Source organism: Microbacterium aquimaris (assembly GCF_039531285.1).
In the GTDB taxonomy this organism is placed as follows: domain Bacteria; phylum Actinomycetota; class Actinomycetes; order Actinomycetales; family Microbacteriaceae; genus Microbacterium; species Microbacterium aquimaris.
Window position 1 is genome coordinate 34,031 of the sequence record NZ_BAAAPT010000002.1, and the last position, 21,004, is coordinate 55,034.

Consider the following 21,004-nt stretch of genomic DNA (forward strand, 5'->3'; position numbering starts at 1 on the left):
TTCGACGGGCGGTTCGCCGGCACCGGATGCCAGCTCCTCGGCGTCCTCCGGTGACCTGCCCGAGAGCGTGCAGGAGCGCCTGCAATCGGCACTCGACGAGACGATGGCGCAGTTCGATGTCCCGGGGGGGGGGGGGGGGGCGGTCGGAGTCTGGATCCCGGGGGAGGGGGAGTGGAAGGCCGCGGCGGGGCTTTCCGACATCGAGCAGGGCGAGCCGGTCGACATCGACATGTCATGGCCGCTTCGGAGCATCACGAAAACCTTCACCGTGACCCTCCTGCTGCAACTCGTCGACGAAGGCGAAGTCGCACCCTCGACGACGCGCGGATCTGGGGAGAAGCCCGCGTCACGGGATCGTTGCTGCAGAGCAGCACACAGGCGGAGCGCCTGATCGGAGCGCCGCTGGATGCCGGCCCACCCTACGATGAGTACGCCCTGGGCATCGGTGAGACCGACGGCTGGTGGGGGCACAACGGAGAAGGGTTGGGGTTCACCGCCGCGCTCTTTCACGACCTCGACTCCGGAGCGACCATCGCGGTGTGCATGAGCGAGTCGAGCCTCGCAGACCAGACGCATCCGGCTGACCAGCTGTTCCGCCGCATCGTGCCGATTCTCGCGTCAGTCACCTCCGGGTGACGCGTACGCCGGCGCCGGCGTGGATAGGCTGGCGGCGTGACGGCGGAAGAGGCGGTCTTGTCCCCGGATGACGCGCGCATCCTGGCTCTGGAGTCTGCCGTGGTGGCCGGACACACGCTGAAGCTGATGGTCCTCGAGCCGGGGGAGACGCTCGACGTCGACCGACTACGTCGCCGGGTCGCAGAGCGACTGGGCGATCACCCGAGGGCCCGTGAACGTGTGGACACCGCAGGAGATCGGCCGCGCTGGGTGCCCGCCGACGACTTCGACATCAGCCGGCACATCCGTCGTCATCCGCGACCGGTCGCCACCGACGACGATCTGCGCCATATCGCCGGAGAACTGATGGCCGCACACCTCGATCATCGCCATCCGCTGTGGACGATCGATGTCATCGGGCCGCTCGAGGACGGACGCGAAGTCCTCGCCGCCCGCCTGCACCACGCCATGGTCGATGGGATCGCGGGCATGCGCTTCCTACAAGAAGTGCTCACGGATCCGCGCGACGCGCCGGCCTCGGCCGTCGGGATGCGACCCACCGCCACCGTCGCGCGCCGCAGCCTGTGGCACCGTCTTCCGGCTGCGATCGCCCGCGAGCTGGGTCATCCCGGGTCGCGGTCACCTTTCGACCTCCCCATCACCGGCCGTCGCGAGCTCGCCTTCGCCGCGGTCCCGCTCAGTGGGCTGAAGGCGATCGGCGCATCACGCCCCGAACACACGACCGTCAACGACGCGTTGATGGCCGTCGTCGCCGGCGGCCTGCGTGGCTGGATCGGCGCCACCGCCACGCATCTCGACCTCCGTGCGCAGATCCCGGTGAGCCTGCACCATCGGGACGACGCCCCCGACGTGGGGAACCGGGACTCGTTCATGAACGTCGACCTCGCCCTGCAGGCATCCGACCCGCTGACACGGCTCGACCGGATCAGTGCGCAGACCCGCACGGCGAAACAGGCCCACGACGCCGAGCTCATGTACGACCTCATGCATGCGGTCGGGCAGGTGCATGCCGTCGGTGGACTGCCGCGCGCCTCTGCGCTGCTGGAACGAGTCGAGTCCAGCGCGCGTGAATTCAGCGTCGCCATCTCCAACGTGCCCGGCCCCCGAGGGGAGACCTCCGTTTCGGGCCGACGCGTCACGAAGCTGTTCTCGTCGTCGGAACCGGGCGCGCACCACGCCCTGCGGATCGCCGCGATCTCCCACGAAGACACGATCGGCATCGGATTCTGCACCGACCCGACCGCGGTCCCCGGCGTCGTCGATCTCGCCACGGCCGTCGAGACCGCCTACGACGCGCTCCATCGCGCGGCCCACTGACCTCAGCGGGCCTCTGCTTCGCGATCGTCGTCGTCCTCGAGCGGGACCTCCTGATCCTGCTCGAGGACATCGGCTGCGTTCGCGGTGCCCTCGTCGGCGTGCGCGGGAACGGGGGTCTGTTCCGTCGTGGAGGGGCGTGCGGGCTCGCGCTGTTCGATCACATCCGCGAGGGGCTTGTCCGTGTCGACGGGGTCGAAGGGTGCGTACATATCGGGGTGCTCCTTCCGCGATCTCCTTCGAGGGTGCGCCGGAGGGTCGGTCGTCGTCAAGCGCTTGACGACGTGGCTCTCATGCGCCTCGTCAGAACGCGTTCTGGAGTTCGCAGACCACGTCGGCGTCCAGCGTCGTTCCGTCCTCGAGAACACCGCCGAGGCGCACCTGCACGATGTCGCGGCTGCCGTCCGCGGCACGCGGCCCCAGCTCGGTGAGCGTCTCGATGGTGCCCTTCGCCGACGGGCCGGCCACACCGGTCACTCCGGTGTGGTCACGGAAGGTGAAGCTCTCCTCGTTGATGGCGATGTAGTTCATCGCGCTGTCTTCGTGCGCCGCGACGTTGTCGATCCCGACGACGAGGACGATGTCCCCCTCGTTGAGATCTCCCACGTCCTCCTTGCCGTTTTGCCGGCTGATCTCACAGTCACCCGCGAAATCGGGGAACTCCACCCCGTCGACGAACACCGTCGCGGTTCCGACATCGTCGGACGTGTAGGCGCCGGCCCCGCCCGTGTCATCGTCGCCGCCATCTGCATCCGTTGCGTCCTCGTCGAGTTCGGAGGCGGATGTCGGCTCGCCGGCGGCCGGCTCGGTCTCTGCGGCCGGCGAGCATGCGGTCAACCCGGCAAGCGCGACCAGGGCGAGCCCGGCCGCCCACGCGCGGCGGTCCGGATGGGCGAAAGAGACGGGGGCGGGCAGGCGCGGAGGCATCATGCAACCAAGGCTGACCGCGGCGCGGCACCGGGACAATACGTCTTTCGACGTATCCGCCGATAGTCTGGCTCGCCATGGAACTCAGCGACGCCGACGCCCAAGCGGTCCTGCGCGTCGCAGCCCGGCTCACGGAGCACCCGCCGCTGGACTTTCCCGACGTCCTCGCCGCCGTCCGGGAGGAGATCGTGTGCGACACCGCCACGTTCAACGACATGGTCATGGCCACGCGGGACTTCCGGTACGTCATCGTCCCGGCCAACGAGAGCGCTCGTGCGAAGCGGCTCAAGCCGTTCTACGACACGTACATCCACGAACATCCGCTGATCGCGGCGGTGACCGCCGCCGAGGGGCTCGGAGCGATCAGGTTCTGTGATGTCGAAGGCGGCGGCGAGATCACCTCCACCGACCTGTTCCGTCACTTCTACCGACCGTTCGATGTGCGGTTCCAGCTGGCCGTGCAACTCCCGTCACCGCCGGACGTGGTGGTCGGTTACGCCCTCAACCGCAGCGAAGCGGCCGGGGAGTTCAGCGATCGGGACGTCGCCGTGCTGAACGCCCTGAGCGGGCACCTCGCGATGCATCATCGTGCAGCGCTCGACGACGAACGCACCCGGCTCGTGAACGCCGAGCTGGATCGCTCGGCGTGGGCGGTGGTCTCGGTTCGATCCGACGGGATGATCGAGGCGTCGTCATCCGAAGTGCTTCGGACAGGGACCCGCGTCCCGGAGGCCCTCGAACCCCTCGTGGGCGGCGACGCGGCGCGAAGAGAGGTCATCCTCGGCACGCAACCGTGGCAGTGCATCGCACACTCCGTCCCGCTCGGTCCCACCGTGCTCTTCCTCCGCCGCCGACAGGACACCGAACACGACACCGCCACGCTCATCGGTGCGGGGCTGACACCCCGGCAGGCGGAGATCCTCCTCGTGCTCGCCCGCACCGGCGGGTCGAACAACGAACTCGCCGCAGAACTCGGGGTCTCCGAGGCCACCGTCAAGAAGCACCTCGAACGGGTGTTCCGGGTGCTCGCCGTGACCAGCCGTGCCGCCGCCGTCGGTCGTCTGCGAGAACTGACCGAGGCACCGGCGCCCTGATCGACCGCCCGCCATCGGTCATCCGATGACCGATGTCGGGGTCAGCCGGCCATGGAGCCTGCGGCACCGGCGATGTACGGGACGAGCCAGATCGCCCACACGACGATGCTGAACCGGTGGAACGTGTGCAGCTCGCGTTCGCGGCCGCGCACGAGAACCACGATCGCCCACACGAGGTGGACCGCCATCAGGAGGATGGCGAACGTTCCCGTCCACGCCATCACCACGTTCGCGACGCTGGCCTCGACCCCGGCCTCGCGACGCTCGTCCGCGATACCGGTCATCATGAGCGTCCCGGTGGTGTCGGCGGCGAGCCCGAGGCCGAAGAACGCGACGTGCCACCAGCGCAACGTCTTCTGGATGCGTTCGGCCCACACACCGATCGTGTAGAAGACCAGCGCGAGGGTGATGGTGACGATAGCGAGGGGGAGCATCGCCGCCGAGCCTATCGGTCTCCGCGCATCCGGCACACCCTGCCGTGGTGCCGGCACGCTTGCCAAGCACGTCGCCCGCGTCGACGATGGAGACATGGCCTCCACGCGTGTACTCACCCGGCGGAACGCGGGGTGGATGGCGCTCGCCGTCGCCGCCGTCGTCGTGGTCACCGCGCTCATCGTCGCCTGGGTGGTCACTCCCGACGAGGGTGTCCCCGCCGCGGCCACACCGACGCCGACCGTCCCCTCGACGACCCCACCCGCGCCGGCACCCTCCACCACGCCGACATCTTCGGGCCCGGCCGCAGACACCACCACCTACGACCTCGCCGGACTGCCGGAGATCACGGTGTTCGCCGTGGTCCCGGAGTTGCCCGTCGACGACGACCCCTTCGGGGATGTCACCGGAGTGGCGGCACGTTCGGCCGGCGCCGCCGCACCCGTCTTCGCCGAACCCGGCGCGCCGCCCGTCGCGGCGCTCCCGCGCGATTACGTCTACGACGGCACCGTGGTGCCGGTGATCGAGCGATACGACGCATGGGTGAAAGTCATGCTCGTCGGCCGTCAGGCGTATCCCTCGAGCGGGGACCCCGGTCAGCTCACCGGATGGCTGCGCACACAGGATGTCGAGCTGATCGGGCAGGAGGCCACGGTCGAGGTCTCTCTCGGTGACCGCACGATCGACATCGTGCGTGGAGACGAACGGGAGCGGATCGCCACCGACTTCGGATACGGCGTCGAGGCCACCCCGACCCCGCTCGGACGCTCGTTCGTGATGACGGTCCGCACGGAACCGGGCTTCGCCTACACGCGTGGGAACCCGCTCATCTACCTCTCCGCGCAAAGCCCCACCCTTGATGGTTTCGATGGAGCCGACGTGGCCATCACCGCCTTCCACTATCACGACGCTCGGTCGGGCGCCGTCTCGAACGGGTGCCTCCGGGTCGACGCCGCGACGACCGAGGCGCTCGCCGCGCTGCCGCTGGGCACGCCGGTGGTGATCACGGGATGAACCTCGAGTTCGACGCCGAACTGTGGCGGTGGGATGCGCGCGACGACTCCGCGTGGTTCTTCGTCTCAGTGCCGCCCGAGTTGAGTGGGCAGATCCGGGAGATCCCTCGACCGAGTCGGGGGTTCGGCTCGGTGAAGGTGCGCGTCGAGATCGGTGGCTCGCGATGGGAGACGTCGATCTTCCCCGACAAGGCGTCGGGGAGCTACGTGCTCCCGGTGAAGAAAGCCGTGCGCGTCGCCGAAGGTCTTGATCTGGGGGACACCGCATGGGTGCGCCTCGACACCTGGGACTAGAGCTTCGAGTACCGGTTCCGCCGAGCTTGCAGATCAACGTGGAGACCCGGCGGCACGTGCACGTGATCGTCGAACCCGGCGCCGATCTCCTCGACCCCGGGACCTGGGCGGTGTACGAGCGGGAGGTGTTGTCGCGTCCTCCTCCCCGCGGCTTCGGGTCCGTAGACTCCATCACATGGAGCAGCGACGCCTCGGCCGCACCGGCCGTCATGTATCCGCCCTCGGACTGGGCACCTGGCAGCTCGGCGCCGATTGGGGCGACGTCACCGAAGACGACGCCCGCGCGGTGCTGGCCGCATCCGTCGACCGGGGGGTGAACCTCTTCGACACCGCCGATGTGTACGGCGACGGTCGAAGCGAGAGCCTGATCGGAGGGTTCCTCTCCGAGCGACCCGAGCGCAGCGTCACGGTCGCGACGAAGATGGGACGACGTGTCGCGCAGGAGCCCGAGAACTACACACCCGAGAACTTCCGCGCCTGGACCGACAGGTCGCGGCAGAACCTGCGCACCGACACCCTCGATCTCGTACAGCTGCACTGCCCACCCACCGCGGTCATCGAGGCCGACACGACATTCCAGGCCCTCGACGACCTCGTCACCGAAGGGCGCATCGCCGCCTACGGCGTCTCCGTCGAGACGTGTGAACAGGCCCTCGCCGTCATCGCCCGTCCGCGCGTGAGCAACATCCAGATCATCATCAACCCGTTCCGGCTGAAACCGCTCGACCAGGTCCTCCCCGCTGCAGAACGCGCAGGGGTCGCCGTGTTCGCACGCGTGCCGCTGGCATCGGGACTGTTGTCGGGGAAGTACACCACCGACACGACCTTCGCCGAGAACGACCACCGCACCTTCAACCGCCACGGCGAGGCCTTCGACAAAGGGGAGACATTCTCGGGCGTCGACTTCGGCGTCGGCGTGCAGGCCGCGCGTGAACTCGCCGCCACCCTCCCCAAATCCGTGCCGCTCGCGGCCGCGTCGCTGGCCTGGGTCGCCACGCGACCAGGGGTGACCACCGTGATCCCCGGTGCCCGCAGTGTCACGCAGGCCTCGCGCAATGCCGATGCCGCCGAGCTGATCGACGGCGGATTCGACCTCGAGCAGTTCGATGCGTCCGTGCGCGAGATCTACGACCGCCATCTCCGGGAGAGCATCCACCCGCAGTGGTGATCGGCGCCCTGGGGCGGACGGACGGTTCTCCACAGATCGGACCGGTCCACTCCCCGGGTGGCCGCGCGCAGACCTAGGCTCATCGCCATGGACGTGGAGCCCGCGATCGCACTCGCGCGTGGCGCGTCCGTCGCCGCCTACGTCGCGTTCGCCGGCATCAGCGTCGTACTCGCGGTGATCGATGCACGAAGCCACCGGCTTCCCAACCGCATCGTCGCCGCCGGCTACGCCCTCGCCACGGTGACCCTCGGCCTCAGCGCGGTCGCCGGTGGAGACGGTGCGGAGGCCATACGGGCACTCGCCGCCGGTGCGGCGCTGTTCGGCGCGCTCCTCCTGGTGCGGATCCTCGATCCGCGCGCGATCGGCGGGGGAGATGTGAAGCTCGCCGGGCTCATCGGCATCCATCTCGGATGGCTCGGGTGGGACGCCGTCCTGCTCGGCGTCGCCCTCGCCTTCGCCGGTGCCGGCGTCTTCGCGCTCCTGCTGGTCGTCGCACGCCGGCGCGGAGGAGCCGCGCGCATCGCCTTCGGGCCCTGGCTGCTCGGCGGGACGTGGGCCGCGATCCTGCTGGCGATCGCCCCGGCGGTTACCGGGTGAGCAGGCGGAGCGTCAAGGCCGGACGGGTCGGTGCGCACGCTCGATAACCTGGCGGCATGAAGGACTTCGTCGCACGCGCCATCCGGTGGATCCTCACTCTCAAGATCGTGCGCGCCCTGCTCCTGTACACAGAGCGTCGCGGTCCCCAGCTCAGCGACAGCGTCACCTACCGCACACTGTTCAGCGTGTTCGCCGGCGTGCTCCTCGGGTTCTCCTTCGCCGCCTTGTGGCTGTCGGGCAACCCCGAGGCCTACCAGGCGCTCGTGAACGCGGTCAACCGCGCCATCCCCGGCCTGATCGGCACGAACGGCAGTGGACTCATCGACGCCGAGGCCATCAGCGCCCCGACGGGACTGAGCATCACCGGGGCCATCGCGACGATCGGGCTCGTCGGAGCCGCCATCGGCGCCATCGGCTCCCTCCGACTCGCGATGCGGACGATCGCCGACGAGTCGCCCAACGACCTCATGATCGTGTGGGTTCTCCTGCGCAACCTCGCCTTGGCGATCGGGATCGGTCTCGGACTCGCCGCTTCCGCCGCAGTGACCATCCTCGGCACCGCGGGGGTCGGGCTGGTCACCGACTTGCTCGGCCGGCCCGATGAAGGGCCCATCGAGATCATCCTCACGCGCTCCATCACCATCGCCGCGGTGTTCGCCCTCGATGCAGCCCTGATCGCCGGGTCTTTCCGGCTGCTGTCCGGTGTGCGGGCGTCCGCGCGATCGCTGTGGAGCGGAGCCCTACTCGGCGCCGTCGGCCTGACCGTGCTCCAACAGCTTTCCGGCCTGTTCGTCGGGGGAGCCTCGACCAATCCGCTGCTGGCCTCGTTCGCGTCCCTCATCGCGCTCCTGCTGTGGATCAACCTCTCGGCGCAGGTGATCCTCATCGCGAGCGCCTACATCGTCACCGGCGTCGAAGAAGACCGTGACCGGGTGCGGGCCAAGTACGGCGCCTCCACCTTCGCCCAGCGGCGCGTCCAGCGCGCCGAACGCGCCGTGCGGACCGCCGTCGACGACCTTGCCGAAGCCCGCGAAGCCGAGCGGGAGGAACGGGAGAAGACCGAATGACCACGACCGTGCCCGCCTACACCGCAGACCAGGTGCGCGCCGCCGAGAAGCCGTTGCTCGACGCGGGAGAGCCCCTGATGCTGCGCGCGGCATCGGCGTTGGCGCGCGTGGTCGCCGATGAACTCGTCGACCGCGTGCACCCGCGTGTGCTCGTCCTCGCCGGGCGCGGAGACAACGGTGGCGACGCGTTGTACGCCGCAGAGCGGCTGGCCGAGGCGGGGATGGACGTCGACGCCCTCCTGACCTCGGGAGATGCCCACGTCGCCGCGCTGGCGGCGGCGATGTCCGCCGGCGTGCGTCGGATCGAAGCCGACGGGCTCGACGCCACCGGGTACGACCTCGTCGTCGATGGGATCGTCGGCATCGGCGCCCGCGAGCCGCTCCGAGGTGCGGCCCGGGAGACCGTGCTGGCCATGCGCGGTGCCGAACTCCCCCCGGTGGTGGCGGTCGATCTGCCCAGCGGTCTCCATCCCGATGAGGGAAGCGCCGACGACGCCGTCCTCCCCGCCGAGGTCACCGTCACGTTCGGCGCGGCCAAATGCGGACTCGGCGGGGGAGAAGGCCTCGCCGGGCGGATCGTCTTGGTCGACCTGGGGCTGGATCTGCCGGAGGCGACGGATCGTGTCGAGGTGGAGCGGGTCGTCGCCGGTGGCGACGCTCAGCGCGCGTAGCGGTCGACGAATGTGCGGAGGATGCGCTGCGGATGCTCGACCGGTGCCCGTCTCACCGCCGCCAGGGTCGCCTCCAGCTCGTGCGCCGCGAAGTACCCGTAGTCGGCATAGGCGTGGATCCGCACGATGATCCCCTCGAGATCCAGCTCGGGGTGGAACTGCGTCGCATACACGTTCTCCCCCACGCGGAACATCTGCACCGGACACCCCGGTGACGACGCCAGCACGGTGGCGTTCTCGGGCAGGCTGCGGATCGCTTCTTTGTGCCCGACGAACGCGCCGAAGTCGCGGGGAAGGCCCGCCAAGAGAGGATCGGCCGATCCGGCCTCCGTCACGGCCACGTCGGCGACCCCGATCGGCTCTCCGTAGGTGCGGTCGATGGTCGCGCGCAGGTGCGCGCCGAGTGTTCCGATGCCGTAACAGGCACCCAAGAACGGAAGATCACGCGTGACCACCTCGTCGAGGAGCGCCGCGAACTCCGCCTCGACGCGTCTCTGCACGGCGGACTTCCGTTCGAGCGGGTCGGAGGCGTTGAACGGCCCGCCGCCGACGAAGATCCCCGACAGCCCGTCGAGATCGAGCCGCGGCAGGGGGCCCGCTTCGAGGCGGATCCGGATGAGGTCGCGCTCAGCGAGTCCGGTGCCCTCGAGGAAAAGACGGTACTCCTCATCGGCCGGCACGTCTTCGGCCCGCGTGGCGAGGAGGGCGAACGGCTTCACACCTCACGATAACCCGGCACGAGGGGACACCGGTCGACGACTCGGTGCCCCCGGTGCCCGATCAGCCCGGTAGCGCGACCAGGCCGAGCTCGACCGGGGAGATGAGCTGGGCGTGCCGGGGAACGATGCGCACGGTGTAACCGAACGGACCGGTCTGCGTGAGCCGCAGAGAACCCACGAAGGTCACCAGGCCGTCGGGTGAGACGGCCTGCGGGGAGAGCTCGCTCACGTGGCGCGTGCGGTCGAGGCGGCCGTCGCTGTCCGCGTGGCCGTGGATCAGCTCCGCGGTCACGTCCTCGGGGGTGAGGTCGCCGAGCCGCACCCGCGCGGTGACGGTGAGGGTCTCGCCGGTCTTCGCGTGCTGCGTCGCACCGTCCACGTCGACGCTGTCCACCCGCACGTCCGTCCACGCGTGGCGAACACGGGCGATGAAGGCGGCCAAGTCCCTCGCGGGGGCGTGATCGTCGCGTGCGAGCTCGGCGTCGTGTCGCGCCGCCGGCATGTAGAGCTCGGTGACGTAGTCGCGCACCATGCGGTCACTGGTGGCCTTCGCGCCGAGATCGGTCATCGTGTGTCGCACCATCTCTAGCCAACCCGTGGGTGTGTCGCCGGCGCGGTCGTAGTAGGCGGGCACGAGTCGGTTCTCGATGAGGTCGTACAAGGCGGCGGCTTCCGCGTCGTCCCGTTCGTCGTCGTTCGCGGCGGTGTCGGCGGAGGGGATCGCCCACCCGTTCCGACCGTCGAACCACTCATCCCACCAGCCGTCGAGGATCGACAGGTTCAAGGCGCCGTTCAGCGCGGCCTTCATGCCGCTCGTCCCGCACGCCTCCAAGGGGCGCAGGGGGTTGTTCAGCCACACGTCACACCCGGGGTACAGGTGTTTGGCGAGCCCGATGTCGTAGTCGGGGAGGAAGACGATGCGTCCCCGCACACGGGGATCCTGACTGAACCTCACGAGCTGCTGGATGAGCACCTTGCCCGAATCGTCTGCCGGGTGGGACTTGCCGGCCACGACGATCTGCACCGGACGCTGCGGATCGGTCAGGATCCGCGTGAGACGCTCCGGGTCGCGCAGCATGAGCGTGAGGCGCTTGTAGGTGGGCACCCGGCGGGCGAAGCCGATCGTCAGGATGTCCGGGTCGAGCGCATCGTCGATCCACGGTGCCGCGACGGCTGATTCCTCCGCGGCGGCCAGTCGCCGGCGGGCCTCCGCCACGAGCCCGGCCTTCATGCGGCGACGGGTCTGCCAGATCGCCGCGTCGTCGACGCGTTCCCGGTCGCGCCAGTCGTGGTTCGTGGTCAGCGCGTCGCCGAACGCACGTTCGCTGAGCTCCTTCAACTCCGGATGGACCCAGGTCGGCGCGTGGACGCCGTTGGTGATCGAGGTGATCGGAACCTCGTCCGCGTCGACGCTCGGCCAGAGGTGACCGAACATCTCGCGGCTCACGCAACCGTGCAGCTTGGACACGCCGTTGGCGTGCTGTCCGAGGTGCAGACCGAGCACCGCCATGTTGAAGGTGTTCGGGTCTCCGCCCGGATACGCCTCGAGCCCCAGCTCGAGCGCGCGCACCGGGTCGAGCCCGGCGAACAGCCCGCCGACCAACGTCGCTTCGATCAGCGAACGCGGAAAACGGTCGATCCCCGCGGGAACGGGGGTGTGGGTCGTGAAGACGGTCGAGGCTCGGACCTGTGCCAGTGCCGAGTCGAAGTCGAGGCGGTCTCGGGTGATCAGCTCCGACATGCGCTCGAGGCCCTGGAAGCCCGCATGGCCCTCGTTCGTGTGGAACACGTCCGGAGCGTCGGTGCCCGTCAGCGTCGACCACGCTCGGACGGCGCGTACGCCGCCGACACCGAGGAGGAGTTCTTGGAGGAGCCGATGCTCACCCCCGCCGCCGTACAGTCGGTCGGTCACACGGCGCAGCTCCTCGGAGTTGCTCGGCGTCTCCGAGTCCAACAGCAGGAGGGGGATGCGGCCGATCTGGGCCACCCACACGCGCGCCGACAGGCGCCTGCCCCCGAAGAGGTCGAGCGCGATCTCCACCGGGGCCCCGTCGGATCCGCGCAGCAGGGTCAAGCCGAGACCGTAGGGATCCAGGGACGGGTAGTCCTCCCGCTGCCAGCCGTCATCGCCTATCGCCTGACGGAAGTACCCGGCGCGGTAGAAGAGGCCGACACCGATGAGGGGGACGCCGAGATCCGAGGCGCTCTTCAGATGGTCGCCGGCGAGGATCCCCAGGCCCCCGGAGTACTGCGGCAGAGATCCGTCGACGCCGAACTCGGGCGAGAAGTAGGCGATGGCCCGTGGTTTGGCCCCGTCGAGGTGCTGGTACCACCGGTCACCGGCCAGATACGCCTGGAGGCGTCCATCCTCTTCGCCGACGCGCTCGACGAACGTGGGATCGTCCGCGAGCGCATCGAGGCGGGACTGACCCAGAGCGCCGAGCATACGGGCGGGATTCTGTCCGACCACCTCCCACAGCTCGGGGTCCATGCTGCAGAACAGTGCGTGGGTGGACCGGCTCCAAGACCATCGCCAATTTGAGGCGAGGCGGTCGAGCGCGGCGAGCGATTCGGCGAGGACGGGGCGGACGGTGAACGTGCGGATGGCCTTCACGCCGGGGAGTCTAGGCCAGACGGGGAAACAGACCACATCCTCGAGGTGATCGCAAGGTGGACCCGCCGCGGGGACCGAGGACTAGGCTCGGGACATGGCTATCGCACGACTACACGGAGGCCCGCTCGACGGGCAGGTGATCCCTGTCGACGACGTCGAGCAGGAGCAGCTGATCGTCCCCTACAGCGAGACCCAGGTGGTCTACGAACGTCGGGGAGAGCTCATCAACACCGGAGACGACGACGGACCCACCGAAGGCGAGTTCTGGTTCGTCGAGTCGGAGGATGACATCGACCCCTACAGCGACACGCCCCGCGACCGGCGCTGATCCGTGACGGAGCCTCAGCGCACGCTCGAGGTCGAGGTGAAATTCGACGTCGAGGCGGATGTCGTCGTTCCCGACTGGTCGACCGTTTCGGGTGTCGCCTCCGTCACGTCGGGGGAGCATCGCACGCTCGATGCCGTGTACTTCGACACGGCCGAGGTCGAACTCGGACGCGCGGGGTACGCGTTGCGCCGCCGGACCGGGGGCCATGACGCGGGGTGGCACATCAAGGGGCCTCGCCGGGGTGCCGGGCGCGAGGAACTCGGCTGGCCGCTCGGCGACGGACCCGTGGACGGTCCGCCCGAGGTCGTCCGTGCTGCCCTCGCCCACGTCACCGAGGCCGAACTGACGCCGCTGGCGCGCATCCGGAACGATCGCGTCGCTTACGAGATGCTCGATGCGGCCGGCGCCGTGGTCGCCGAGTTCGTCGACGACCACGTCCGTACGCGTGACGAACGCGCGGGGGTGGAGCGCAACTGGCGGGAGTGGGAGGTCGAACTCGGTCCCGCAGCTCCGGACGACCACGAGGCGCTGTTCGCAGAGATCGCGCGCATCGCCCACGCAGCGGGAGCGATCGAGGCGACCTCGGATTCGAAGCTGGCACGCGCCCTCGGCGTATGACACGCGCGTGTCGACCGGCCGGTTGACGACGGAAAGGAGCGGGCGCCGCCGGGCGGCCCGCTCCTTTTCCGTCGATCGGTGGGTCAGATGTTGATCATGTGACCGGCGATGCCGTGGAAGGCCTCCTGCACGGCCTCCGACAGGGTCGGATGGGTGTGCACGTTGCGTGCCGCCTCCAGGGCCGTGAGGTCCCACTTCTGCGCGAGGGTCAACTCGGGCAGAAGCTCCGACACGTCCGGGCCGATCATGTGGGCGCCGAGCAGTTCGAGGTGCTCGCCGTCGGCGACGATCTTCACGAAGCCGACCGCCTCGCCGAGGCCGTTCGCCTTGCCGTTGGCGCTGAACGGGAACTTGGCGACCTTCACGTCGTAGCCCTCGTCACGTGCCTGCTGCTCGGTCAGGCCGAAGCTGGCCACCTGGGGCGAACAGAACGTCGCGCGCGGCATCATGCGGTAGTCGCCCAGCGCCATGGTTTCGGCGCCGGCGATGGTCTCCGCGGCCACGACGCCCTGAGCCTCGGCGACGTGGGCGAGCTGCAGCTTGGCGGTGACGTCGCCGATCGCGTAGATGTGCGGGACGCTCGTCTGCATGTAGTCGTCGATCTCGATGGCACCACGCTCGGTGAGCGTGACCCCGGTCTTGTCGAGACCGAAGCCCTCGACGTTGGGGGCGAAGCCGATCGACATGAGCACCTTGCCGGCCTCGACGGAGCCCTGGGCGCCGTCTTTGCCGGTGTAGGCCACGGTGACCTTGTCGCCGTGGTCGGTGATGGACTCGACCTTGGTGGAGGTGAGGATCTCGACGCCGAGCTTCTTGTACTGGCGTGCGATCTCCTTGGAGACCTCGACGTCCTCGTTCGGCAGTGCGCGGTCGAGGAACTCGATGATCGTGACCTTCACGCCGTAGTTGGTCAGCACGTAGGCGAACTCCATGCCGATGGCGCCGGCACCGACGATGGCGATCGAGTCGGGAAGGTCGCGGGCGAGGATCTGCTCCTCGTAGGTGACGACGTTCTCGCTGAGCTGGACACCCGGCAGCAGGCGCACCGTCGACCCGGTGGCGATGATCGCGTTGTCGAAAGTCAGCCGCTCGGTCGACCCGGCCGAGGTGGCCACATCGATGGTGTTCGCGTCGACGAAGCTGCCGCGACCGTCGTACTCGGTCACGGAGTTCTTCTTCATCAGGTAGTGGATGCCCTTGACGTGCGTCTCGGCCACCTTGCGACTGCGATCCCACGCCGTGCCGAAGTCGAAGGACACCTCACCGGAGATGCCGAAGAGGTCGGCCTTGTGGGTGAAGGTGTGGGCGAGGTCGGCGTTGCGCAGCAGCGCCTTCGACGGGATGCACCCGACGTTCAGGCACACACCGCCCCAGTACTTCTCTTCGATGATCGCGACGGACTTGCCGAGCTGGGAAGCGCGCACGGCCGCGACGTACCCGCCGGGACCCGCGCCGAGGATGACGACGTCGTAGTGAGGCATGGGTGTAAGCCTATCGCTCGGAGGGGCCCGCGGAATCCGGTCCCGGCGCGTGCGTGCCGGGGTCGGTCGGGGGAGTGCGGCGGCGCGAGGCGACGAGATACACGACCGCGGCGATGACCGCCAGGGCGACGATCCCCCCGATGACCCACGGGACGGCGGAGGAGACCTCGGAGGACGGTTCGGGCGTCGCCGTGGGGCTGGGGGCGACCGTCTCGGTGGGCGTCGGGTCGGGTTCCGCGCTCGAGGCCGTCGGAGTCGGCGACGGGGTAGGGGTCGCCACGTCGAAGGAGAACTCGCCCGAGATGGGGTGGCCGTCGGAGGAGACGACCTTCCACTGCACGGTGATCGCGCCGGTCGAGTCGCCGACGAGCGGCTGCGTGACCGTCGTCTCGACGACCTCGGGGTCGCCATCGGCGACCGACTCGCCTGCGGAGTCGGTGACGGCGACCTCCGTCGCCCCCTCCTCGGTGGAGAGGATGCCGCTGAAGGTCAGCACGAGTTCCTCGGGCAGCACCTCCACGGTCGAATCGGCCTCGGGATCGGTGGAGACGAGCTCGTCGTGCGCGTGCGCCGGGGCCGCGGCCGCGAGGGAGCCGATCGTCATCAGGACGGCGGTGAGGGCGACGAGGAGACAGCGGAATCGAAGGGTAATCGCGTGCGTCACACCGCCGAGCCTACCGGGCTGTCCCGGACTCGACACGGGTGGGGGTTTCTGAGTAGTTTCGAGTACCCCCTTCGCGCACCGAGAGCGGTTTCGCGAGGGCGCCGATCGGATAGGCTTGGGCATCGGAGAGGAAGGACCACCGTGGAGGAATACCGCCGCCCGGAACCGGACGACATTCACCGGGCCGGACGCCCCGGTGACGCCGACCGGGCCGCCCAGAGCGACACCACGCAGACCTTCGGGCACGAATCCGATCTGTCGTATGTCCCGTTCGGCAGCGAGCTGAGTGAGACCGAGCTCGAAGCCATCGAAGCGCTCCCCTCCGGGGCCGCGCTGCTGCTCGTGCGGTCGGGGCCCACAGCCGGAGCCCGCTACCTGCTCGACTCCGACGTCACGACGGTGGGGCGTCACCCCGAGGCCGACATCTTCTTCGACGACGTCACCGTCTCCCGCCGTCACGCCGAGATCACGCGATCCGGCACGGCCTTCGAACTCGTCGATCAGCGCTCCCTGAACGGCACGTACGTCAACGGCGAACGCGCCGACCGTGCGCGACTGGAGAACGGTGCGGAGGTGCGGGTCGGGAAGTTCCGGCTCAACTTCTTCGTGTCGCCCTCCGACCTTCCCGCCACGGAAGGCTGATGGCTTCCGCATCAGCCCGCGAACGCACGCCGTCCGCGGGCCGTCTGAGCATCGGGCAGGTGTTGGCCCGCCTCGCGCCGGAGTTCCCCAATCTGACCTCGAGCAAGCTGCGCTTCCTGGAGGTGCAGGGGATCGTCACCCCCGTGCGCACCGAGTCGGGGTACCGCAAGTTCTCCCACGACGACGTCGAGCGCCTCCGCCTGGCCCTCACCCTCCAGCGAGACCACTATCTGCCGTTGAGCGTGATCCGCGACTACCTCGTCGAGCTCGATGCCGGGCGGGAGCCCGCTCCGCCGACGTCGGTCGGGGCGGCGGCGATCGTCCCCGCACCGCGCCGCTACCGCCGCGAAGAACTGCTCAGCGCGGCCGGGTGTCCGGCGCAGCTGCTCAACGACGCCATCGGCACCGGGGTCATCCAAGGGGCGGAGACCTACACCGAGGAGACGGTGACGCTGTTGCGGTCGCTCGCGGCCTTGAACCGTCATGGGATCGAGCCTCGGCACGTGCGCGCACTGCGGCAGGGGGCCGAGCGCGACGCCGCCCTCATCGAGTCCGCATTGACGCCCCTGCTGCGCCGCACCGACGCGGCATCACGCGGCCGTGCCGGGGAGATCGCCCCGGAACTGGCCCGCAGACTGGACGAAATGCGTGCGGTCTACCTCCGTGCGGCCCTGGACCGGCTGCTCACCTGACGCGACACGCCGAGCCTCGACACCCCGATGTCGTTGCCCGGTGCCCTCCGCTGTTCTAGCGTTGGGGATAACCGATCGGGAGGAGACGCGCATGGGCGCATTCGAAGCGAGTGACCAACCCGCTTTCGTGTCCGACCTCCTCTTCACGGACGGTCTGCCTGAGATGGACGACGAGACCGGCTACCGCGGTGCCGTCGCCGCCCGAGCGGCCGGCATCACCTACCGTCAGCTGGACTACTGGGCTCGTACCGAACTCGTCGAGCCCACCGTGCGTGGCGCGAGCGGCTCCGGCTCGCAGCGGCTCTACGGATTCCGCGACATCCTCGTCCTCAAGCTCGTGAAGAGACTCCTGGACACGGGGATCTCCCTCCAGCAGATCCGCACCGCCGTCGAGCAGCTGCGCGCGGCGGGGATCCGCGACCTCACCGGCACGACGCTGATGAGCGATGGCGCCTCCGTCTACCTGTGCACCTCCAGTGACGAGGTCATCGACCTCGTGAGCCGCGGCCAGGGCGTGTTCGGCATCGCCGTCGGCAAGGTGCTCCGCGAGGTCGAGTCGACGTTGGTCGAGTTCGATCCGCAGCGGCCCGACCAGATGGATGAACTGGCCGCACGCCGCGCCGCGCGTACCGCCTGACCACATTCGCGGATCGTCGTGCGTCAGCGTCGCGCGTCGCTGATCCGCTCGAGGATGCGCGTGGCTGTTCCGGTGCCGTCCTCCGCGCGCATGCGCTCGGCCGCCTCGGTGGTCGCCGGGCGATAGCGGTCGATCCGTTCGATGGCGCGCGAGAGCCGGGCGATGTCGAGGCGCGACGCGCGGATGGGCGAGGGCCCCAATCCCGCGGCCGCCAGGCGGGCGCCCCAGAAGGGCTGATCCGCGATGAAGGGCACGATCACGGAGGGCGCGGCGGCGCCGAGTGCCGCGTGCACGGTCCCCACGCCGCCGTGGTGCACCGCGGCGACCACGCGCGGCAGCACCGCATGGTGGTCCACCGCCTCGCGCACCAGGACGTCGTCGCCGCGGAGGTCCTCGTCCACGCCGAGGCCGCCGAGGCCCGTGACCACCAGAGCCCGCAGACCCTGCGATCGGGCGGCCTCCACCACGGCACGTCCGCGCCGCGTCGCACCGGAGGCGGCCATCGAACCGAACCCCGCGTAGAGCACCTCACCGTCGAGGAACTGCGCGAGTTCGGCGTCCACCGGACGATCCTGCGCGTGACCGCCGCCGGTCCATGCTCCGGTCAGGGTCGTCGTGACGGGCCAATCGTCGGGGCGCTCCAGGACCGCCGGACTCACGGGCACGAGGTTCGACGACGCCGGCGAATCCTGTCGTGGTCGTTCGGGGCGTCCGAGCTCTCGTGAGGCGGCGTCGAGATCCGCGGCGAACATGCGCCGGGCCCCGGTGGCACCGGCGTAGGTGACCCGGTTGAGAGGGCCGAGGCTGAAAGGCACCGTCCCGGCGGCGGGGAACGCGCGGGTGGGCGTCATGGCGGGGACCAGTTCGGCCACGATGTGAGGGACACCGAGCACATCCGCGGCCAGCGGCGCGGAGAGCACCTTCGGGTGGTACAGGATCACATCCGGGGAGGTTTCGCGGGCGGCTCGGACCGCGCCGAGGAAGACGGCGCGCATGATCGGTCGCACCACGGTTCGCAGCGACCGCATCGCCGTGACGGGGGAGACACCCTGTTGCTCGATCACCCGCGTGAAATCGGCGCCCAGCGAGATCGTGACGACACCCTCCGTGTCCGCGCCGGAGTTGTCGGGGAGGGCCACGTGGGCCTGGTGTCCTTCGGTGGCCAGACGCCGGGCGAGCGCGAGGAACGGTTCGACGTCGCCGCGCGAACCGGCGGTGATCAGCAGGACCTTCATGCGTTCATCTCGGACGCCACATGCGATCGCGCGATCTGCGCCGCGGCGAACAGAGCTCGGTCGAGGTCGGCGATCAGGTCGTCGGGGTCCTCGAGGCCGATGGACAGGCGAACCAGCGCGTCGGAGGGCTTCGCGTCGGCGGCCACCGGGCGGTGGGTGAGCGCGGCGGGGTGCTGGATGAGCGAGTCGACGCCGCCGAGCGAGACGGCGTGGGTGAACAGCGCCACCTCGCCGGTCAGTGCCGCGGCGACGGGGAAGCCGCCCGCCAGCTCCACGCCGATCATCGCTCCGGGGCCGCGCATCTGTCGGCCGACCAGCCCGGAGGGGTCACCGCCGGGGAGGGAGGGGTGATGCACGCGGGCCACCATGGGATGGGTGGCCAGCCAGGCGGCGATCTGCGTGGCGGAGGACTGCTGCGCACGGATGCGCGTCGGCAATGTCGGCAGTCCGCGGTGCAGGAGATAGGCGGCCATCGGGTGCAGGATCGCTCCGGTGATCGCCCGGGTGCGCCGCAACGCGGCGGCCCGATCGTCGTCGCAGGCGATCACTCCACCGACAGCGTCGCCGTGTCCGCCGATGTACTTGGTCGCGCTGTGCAGCGACATCGCCGCGCCGAGGTCGAGGGGGCGCTGCAGGACCGGTGTCGCGAAGGTGTTGTCCACGACCACCGGGACAGGGCCCGCCTGGGTCACCGCGTCGGCGATGTCGACGAGCTCGAGGGTGGGGTTGGCCGGGGTCTCGAGGATCACCGCGGCCGTGTCGGGCGTGATCGACGCCGCGATCTCCGCCGGGGCGCAGAAGGTGACCGTGGTGCCGAGCAGTCCGGTCGCCAGGAGATGATCGGTGCCACCGTAGAGGGGGCGGACCGCGACGATGTGGCGGCGATCGGGGGAGACCACGGTGAGGATGGCCGCGGTCATCGCGGCCATCCCGGAGGCGAAGGCCACGGAGTCCGCGCCGTGCTCCAGCTCCGCCAGCCCCTTCTCGAACCGGGCGACGGTGGGATTCCACAGACGCGCATAGACGTGGGAGCCCACCGCGGGCGGGTGACCGCCCGAGGCGAGTGTTTCGTAGGAGAGGCCGCCGAGGTCGACATCGGGCAGGGGATTGGTCGACGAGAGGTCGATCGGGAGCGCGTGCACGCCGAGCGACGCGAGATCCTCGCGCCCGGCGTGGACGGCCGTGCTGTCGATGTGTCGCGTCGATGATGCCATGCATGCATCGTGGGTGACGGTGCGAAAGCGCGCAACCGATGACGTGCCGGCTGCGCACAAACGCATCTCGAAGCGGCGTCGCGGGTCAGGATGCCCCGCGCGGCGGGTCAGGACGACGCAGAGCCCTGGGCCGGCGAGGGGATCCGCCCGATCCGCATGACGCGGTCCAGCAGGGCGTCGAAGTCGGCGGCGAGCTCTTGCGCCGAGTCGCCCGGCCAGATGTGCAGCGGCTTGGCCGCACCCTGTGCCTGCTGGAGCGACGTGCGCTCGGGGAGCTGCGGGGACAGCACGAGGGGCCCGAACATGTCGCGCAGCTCCTTGATGCGGAACTGGTGTTCGATCGACTGCGGGCGCACGCGATTGACGACGATCCCGAGAGGCTGCAGGCGCGGCGACAGGCCACGACGGATCTCCTCGATCGCCCGCAGCGCGCGGTCGGCTGCGGCGACGGAGAACAGCCCGGGCTCGGTGACGACCACGACACGATCGCTCGCGGCCCACGCGGTACGGGTGAGGGCGTTCAGAGACGGCGCGCAGTCGATGAGGACGAGGTCGTACTCGGACTCGATGGTCGCCAACGCCTCCTCCAGCTTCCACACGTCGCGCACGCTCGGGTGCGGGCCGTCGAAGTTGATTGCCGAGGGACTGCCGATCATGACGTCGATCGTGCCGGGGTGGACCTTGGCCCATCCACTGGCGGTGATCGCCTGCTTGACGACCTTGTCCTTGGGGTTGGCCAAGACGTCGGCGATGTTCAATCGCCCGGCGACCTGGATGTCCATGCCCGTAGACACGTCGGACTGAGGGTCGAGGTCGACGACGAGAGTCCGGACGCCCCGCGCGAATGCGGCGGAGGCGAGTCCCAGGGTCACCGTCGTCTTTCCGACCCCGCCCTTGAGGGAGCTGACGGAGAGTACGTGCACGAGGCACTACGTTACCTTCCCCTA

General features: G+C 69.6%; 25 protein-coding genes. 15 read left to right on the forward strand and 10 right to left on the reverse strand.

Features of this window, described 5'->3' with window-relative positions; genetic code table 11:
- The first annotated feature begins 103 nt into the window (after nt 1–103).
- The 3 genes from ABD204_RS14090 to ABD204_RS09620 are packed head-to-tail and all read left to right on the forward strand — an operon-like array spanning nt 104 to nt 1,953.
- Nucleotides 104–391, forward strand: coding sequence for a serine hydrolase (locus ABD204_RS14090; protein ID WP_425561329.1), 288 nt, complete (start codon nt 104–106; stop codon nt 389–391).
- Nucleotides 358–636, forward strand: a complete 279-nt coding sequence (locus ABD204_RS09615) for a hypothetical protein (RefSeq protein ID WP_194425375.1) — start codon at nt 358–360, stop codon at nt 634–636. The genes ABD204_RS14090 and ABD204_RS09615 overlap by 34 nt, the downstream gene beginning before the upstream one ends.
- Before the next feature lie 36 nt (nt 637–672).
- Nucleotides 673–1,953, forward strand: coding sequence for a wax ester/triacylglycerol synthase domain-containing protein (locus tag ABD204_RS09620; protein WP_194425374.1), 1,281 nt, complete (start codon nt 673–675; stop codon nt 1,951–1,953).
- A 2-nt stretch (nt 1,954–1,955) separates the two neighbouring features.
- Here ABD204_RS09620 and ABD204_RS09625 read toward each other — a convergent pair whose 3' ends face one another.
- Together ABD204_RS09625 and ABD204_RS09630 are read right to left on the reverse strand one after the other, a co-directional pair.
- A complete protein-coding gene (locus ABD204_RS09625) occupies nt 1,956–2,162 on the reverse strand; it encodes a hypothetical protein (RefSeq protein WP_194425373.1) in 207 nt (68 codons plus the stop codon).
- 91 nt (nt 2,163–2,253) lie between these two features.
- Nucleotides 2,254–2,880 carry a hypothetical protein gene (locus ABD204_RS09630; protein ID WP_194425372.1) on the reverse strand — a complete coding sequence of 209 codons (627 nt, stop codon included), beginning with the start codon at nt 2,878–2,880 and terminating at the stop codon, nt 2,254–2,256.
- A gap of 74 nt (nt 2,881–2,954) precedes the next feature.
- On the opposite strand from ABD204_RS09630, the gene ABD204_RS09635 reads away from it, so the two are divergent.
- Nucleotides 2,955–3,971, forward strand: coding sequence for a helix-turn-helix transcriptional regulator (locus ABD204_RS09635; RefSeq protein WP_206697562.1), 1,017 nt, complete (start codon nt 2,955–2,957; stop codon nt 3,969–3,971).
- Nucleotides 3,972–4,012: 41 nt separating this feature from the next.
- On the opposite strand, the gene ABD204_RS09640 is transcribed toward ABD204_RS09635, so the two are convergent.
- Entirely contained in the window at nt 4,013–4,405 is a 393-nt protein-coding gene (locus ABD204_RS09640; RefSeq protein ID WP_194425371.1) for an HsmA family protein, read from the reverse strand.
- Between the two features lie 94 nt (nt 4,406–4,499).
- Between ABD204_RS09640 and ABD204_RS09645 the strand changes: the two genes are divergently transcribed.
- From ABD204_RS09645 to ABD204_RS09670, 6 genes are all read left to right on the forward strand, one after another.
- Nucleotides 4,500–5,417 (forward strand): L,D-transpeptidase, encoded by a 918-nt coding sequence (locus ABD204_RS09645; RefSeq protein WP_194425370.1) that lies wholly within the window; start codon nt 4,500–4,502, stop codon nt 5,415–5,417.
- Complete coding sequence (locus ABD204_RS09650) at nt 5,414–5,710, forward strand: DUF1905 domain-containing protein (protein WP_194425369.1); 297 nt, start codon at nt 5,414–5,416, stop codon at nt 5,708–5,710. Before ABD204_RS09645 ends, ABD204_RS09650 begins: the two co-directional genes overlap by 4 nt.
- A gap of 175 nt (nt 5,711–5,885) precedes the next feature.
- Complete coding sequence (locus ABD204_RS09655) at nt 5,886–6,878, forward strand: aldo/keto reductase (protein ID WP_194425368.1); 993 nt, start codon at nt 5,886–5,888, stop codon at nt 6,876–6,878.
- Between the two features lie 87 nt (nt 6,879–6,965).
- Nucleotides 6,966–7,475, forward strand: coding sequence for a prepilin peptidase (locus ABD204_RS09660; protein WP_194425367.1), 510 nt, complete (start codon nt 6,966–6,968; stop codon nt 7,473–7,475).
- A 56-nt stretch (nt 7,476–7,531) separates the two neighbouring features.
- Nucleotides 7,532–8,542, forward strand: a complete 1,011-nt coding sequence (locus ABD204_RS09665) for a YihY/virulence factor BrkB family protein (protein ID WP_194425366.1) — start codon at nt 7,532–7,534, stop codon at nt 8,540–8,542.
- The gene (locus ABD204_RS09670) at nt 8,539–9,213 is read left to right on the forward strand and encodes an NAD(P)H-hydrate epimerase (RefSeq protein ID WP_194425365.1); all 675 of its coding nucleotides are present in this window, start codon (nt 8,539–8,541) and stop codon (nt 9,211–9,213) included. The genes ABD204_RS09665 and ABD204_RS09670 overlap by 4 nt, the downstream gene beginning before the upstream one ends.
- On the opposite strand, the gene ABD204_RS09675 is transcribed toward ABD204_RS09670, so the two are convergent.
- The gene (locus tag ABD204_RS09675) at nt 9,201–9,932 is read right to left on the reverse strand and encodes a glutamine amidotransferase (protein WP_194425364.1); all 732 of its coding nucleotides are present in this window, start codon (nt 9,930–9,932) and stop codon (nt 9,201–9,203) included. The two genes, ABD204_RS09670 and ABD204_RS09675, sit on opposite strands and share 13 nt — an antisense overlap.
- Nucleotides 9,933–9,993: 61 nt before the next feature.
- Nucleotides 9,994–12,546 (reverse strand): alpha-glucan family phosphorylase, encoded by a 2,553-nt coding sequence (gene glgP / locus ABD204_RS09680; protein WP_194425363.1) that lies wholly within the window; start codon nt 12,544–12,546, stop codon nt 9,994–9,996.
- Between the two features lie 94 nt (nt 12,547–12,640).
- Between glgP and ABD204_RS09685 the strand changes: the two genes are divergently transcribed.
- Both ABD204_RS09685 and ABD204_RS09690 read left to right on the forward strand, forming a co-directional pair.
- Nucleotides 12,641–12,874 carry a response regulator gene (locus tag ABD204_RS09685; protein ID WP_194425362.1) on the forward strand — a complete coding sequence of 78 codons (234 nt, stop codon included), beginning with the start codon at nt 12,641–12,643 and terminating at the stop codon, nt 12,872–12,874.
- Nucleotides 12,875–12,877: 3 nt separating this feature from the next.
- Nucleotides 12,878–13,492, forward strand: coding sequence for a CYTH domain-containing protein (locus ABD204_RS09690; RefSeq protein ID WP_194425361.1), 615 nt, complete (start codon nt 12,878–12,880; stop codon nt 13,490–13,492).
- An 83-nt stretch (nt 13,493–13,575) separates the two neighbouring features.
- Here the strand turns inward: ABD204_RS09690 and lpdA are convergent, their stop codons facing one another.
- On the reverse strand, nt 13,576–14,973 hold the full coding sequence (lpdA, locus tag ABD204_RS09695; RefSeq protein WP_194425360.1) for a dihydrolipoyl dehydrogenase: 1,398 nt from the start codon (nt 14,971–14,973) through the stop codon (nt 13,576–13,578).
- Between the two features lie 10 nt (nt 14,974–14,983).
- Nucleotides 14,984–15,637 carry a copper resistance CopC family protein gene (locus ABD204_RS09700; protein WP_194425359.1) on the reverse strand — a complete coding sequence of 218 codons (654 nt, stop codon included), beginning with the start codon at nt 15,635–15,637 and terminating at the stop codon, nt 14,984–14,986.
- Between the two features lie 141 nt (nt 15,638–15,778).
- On the opposite strand from ABD204_RS09700, the gene ABD204_RS09705 reads away from it, so the two are divergent.
- The 3 genes from ABD204_RS09705 to ABD204_RS09715 all read left to right on the forward strand — a co-directional run bounded on the left by ABD204_RS09705 (nt 15,779) and on the right by ABD204_RS09715 (nt 17,608).
- Nucleotides 15,779–16,279 (forward strand): FHA domain-containing protein, encoded by a 501-nt coding sequence (locus ABD204_RS09705; RefSeq protein ID WP_194425358.1) that lies wholly within the window; start codon nt 15,779–15,781, stop codon nt 16,277–16,279.
- A complete protein-coding gene (gene ftsR, locus ABD204_RS09710; protein WP_194425357.1) occupies nt 16,279–16,971 on the forward strand; it encodes a transcriptional regulator FtsR in 693 nt (230 codons plus the stop codon). Before ABD204_RS09705 ends, ftsR begins: the two co-directional genes overlap by 1 nt.
- A 91-nt stretch (nt 16,972–17,062) precedes the next feature.
- Nucleotides 17,063–17,608 carry a MerR family transcriptional regulator gene (locus ABD204_RS09715; RefSeq protein ID WP_194425356.1) on the forward strand — a complete coding sequence of 182 codons (546 nt, stop codon included), beginning with the start codon at nt 17,063–17,065 and terminating at the stop codon, nt 17,606–17,608.
- Nucleotides 17,609–17,631: 23 nt separating this feature from the next.
- Here the strand turns inward: ABD204_RS09715 and ABD204_RS09720 are convergent, their stop codons facing one another.
- The 3 genes from ABD204_RS09720 to ABD204_RS09730 all read right to left on the reverse strand — a co-directional run bounded on the left by ABD204_RS09720 (nt 17,632) and on the right by ABD204_RS09730 (nt 20,980).
- Entirely contained in the window at nt 17,632–18,843 is a 1,212-nt protein-coding gene (locus ABD204_RS09720) for a glycosyltransferase (protein ID WP_194425355.1), read from the reverse strand.
- The gene (locus tag ABD204_RS09725) at nt 18,840–20,057 is read right to left on the reverse strand and encodes a trans-sulfuration enzyme family protein (protein WP_194425354.1); all 1,218 of its coding nucleotides are present in this window, start codon (nt 20,055–20,057) and stop codon (nt 18,840–18,842) included. The genes ABD204_RS09720 and ABD204_RS09725 overlap by 4 nt, the downstream gene beginning before the upstream one ends.
- A 107-nt stretch (nt 20,058–20,164) precedes the next feature.
- The gene (locus ABD204_RS09730) at nt 20,165–20,980 is read right to left on the reverse strand and encodes a ParA family protein (protein WP_194425353.1); all 816 of its coding nucleotides are present in this window, start codon (nt 20,978–20,980) and stop codon (nt 20,165–20,167) included.
- Between the last annotated feature and the right edge of the window lie 24 nt (nt 20,981–21,004).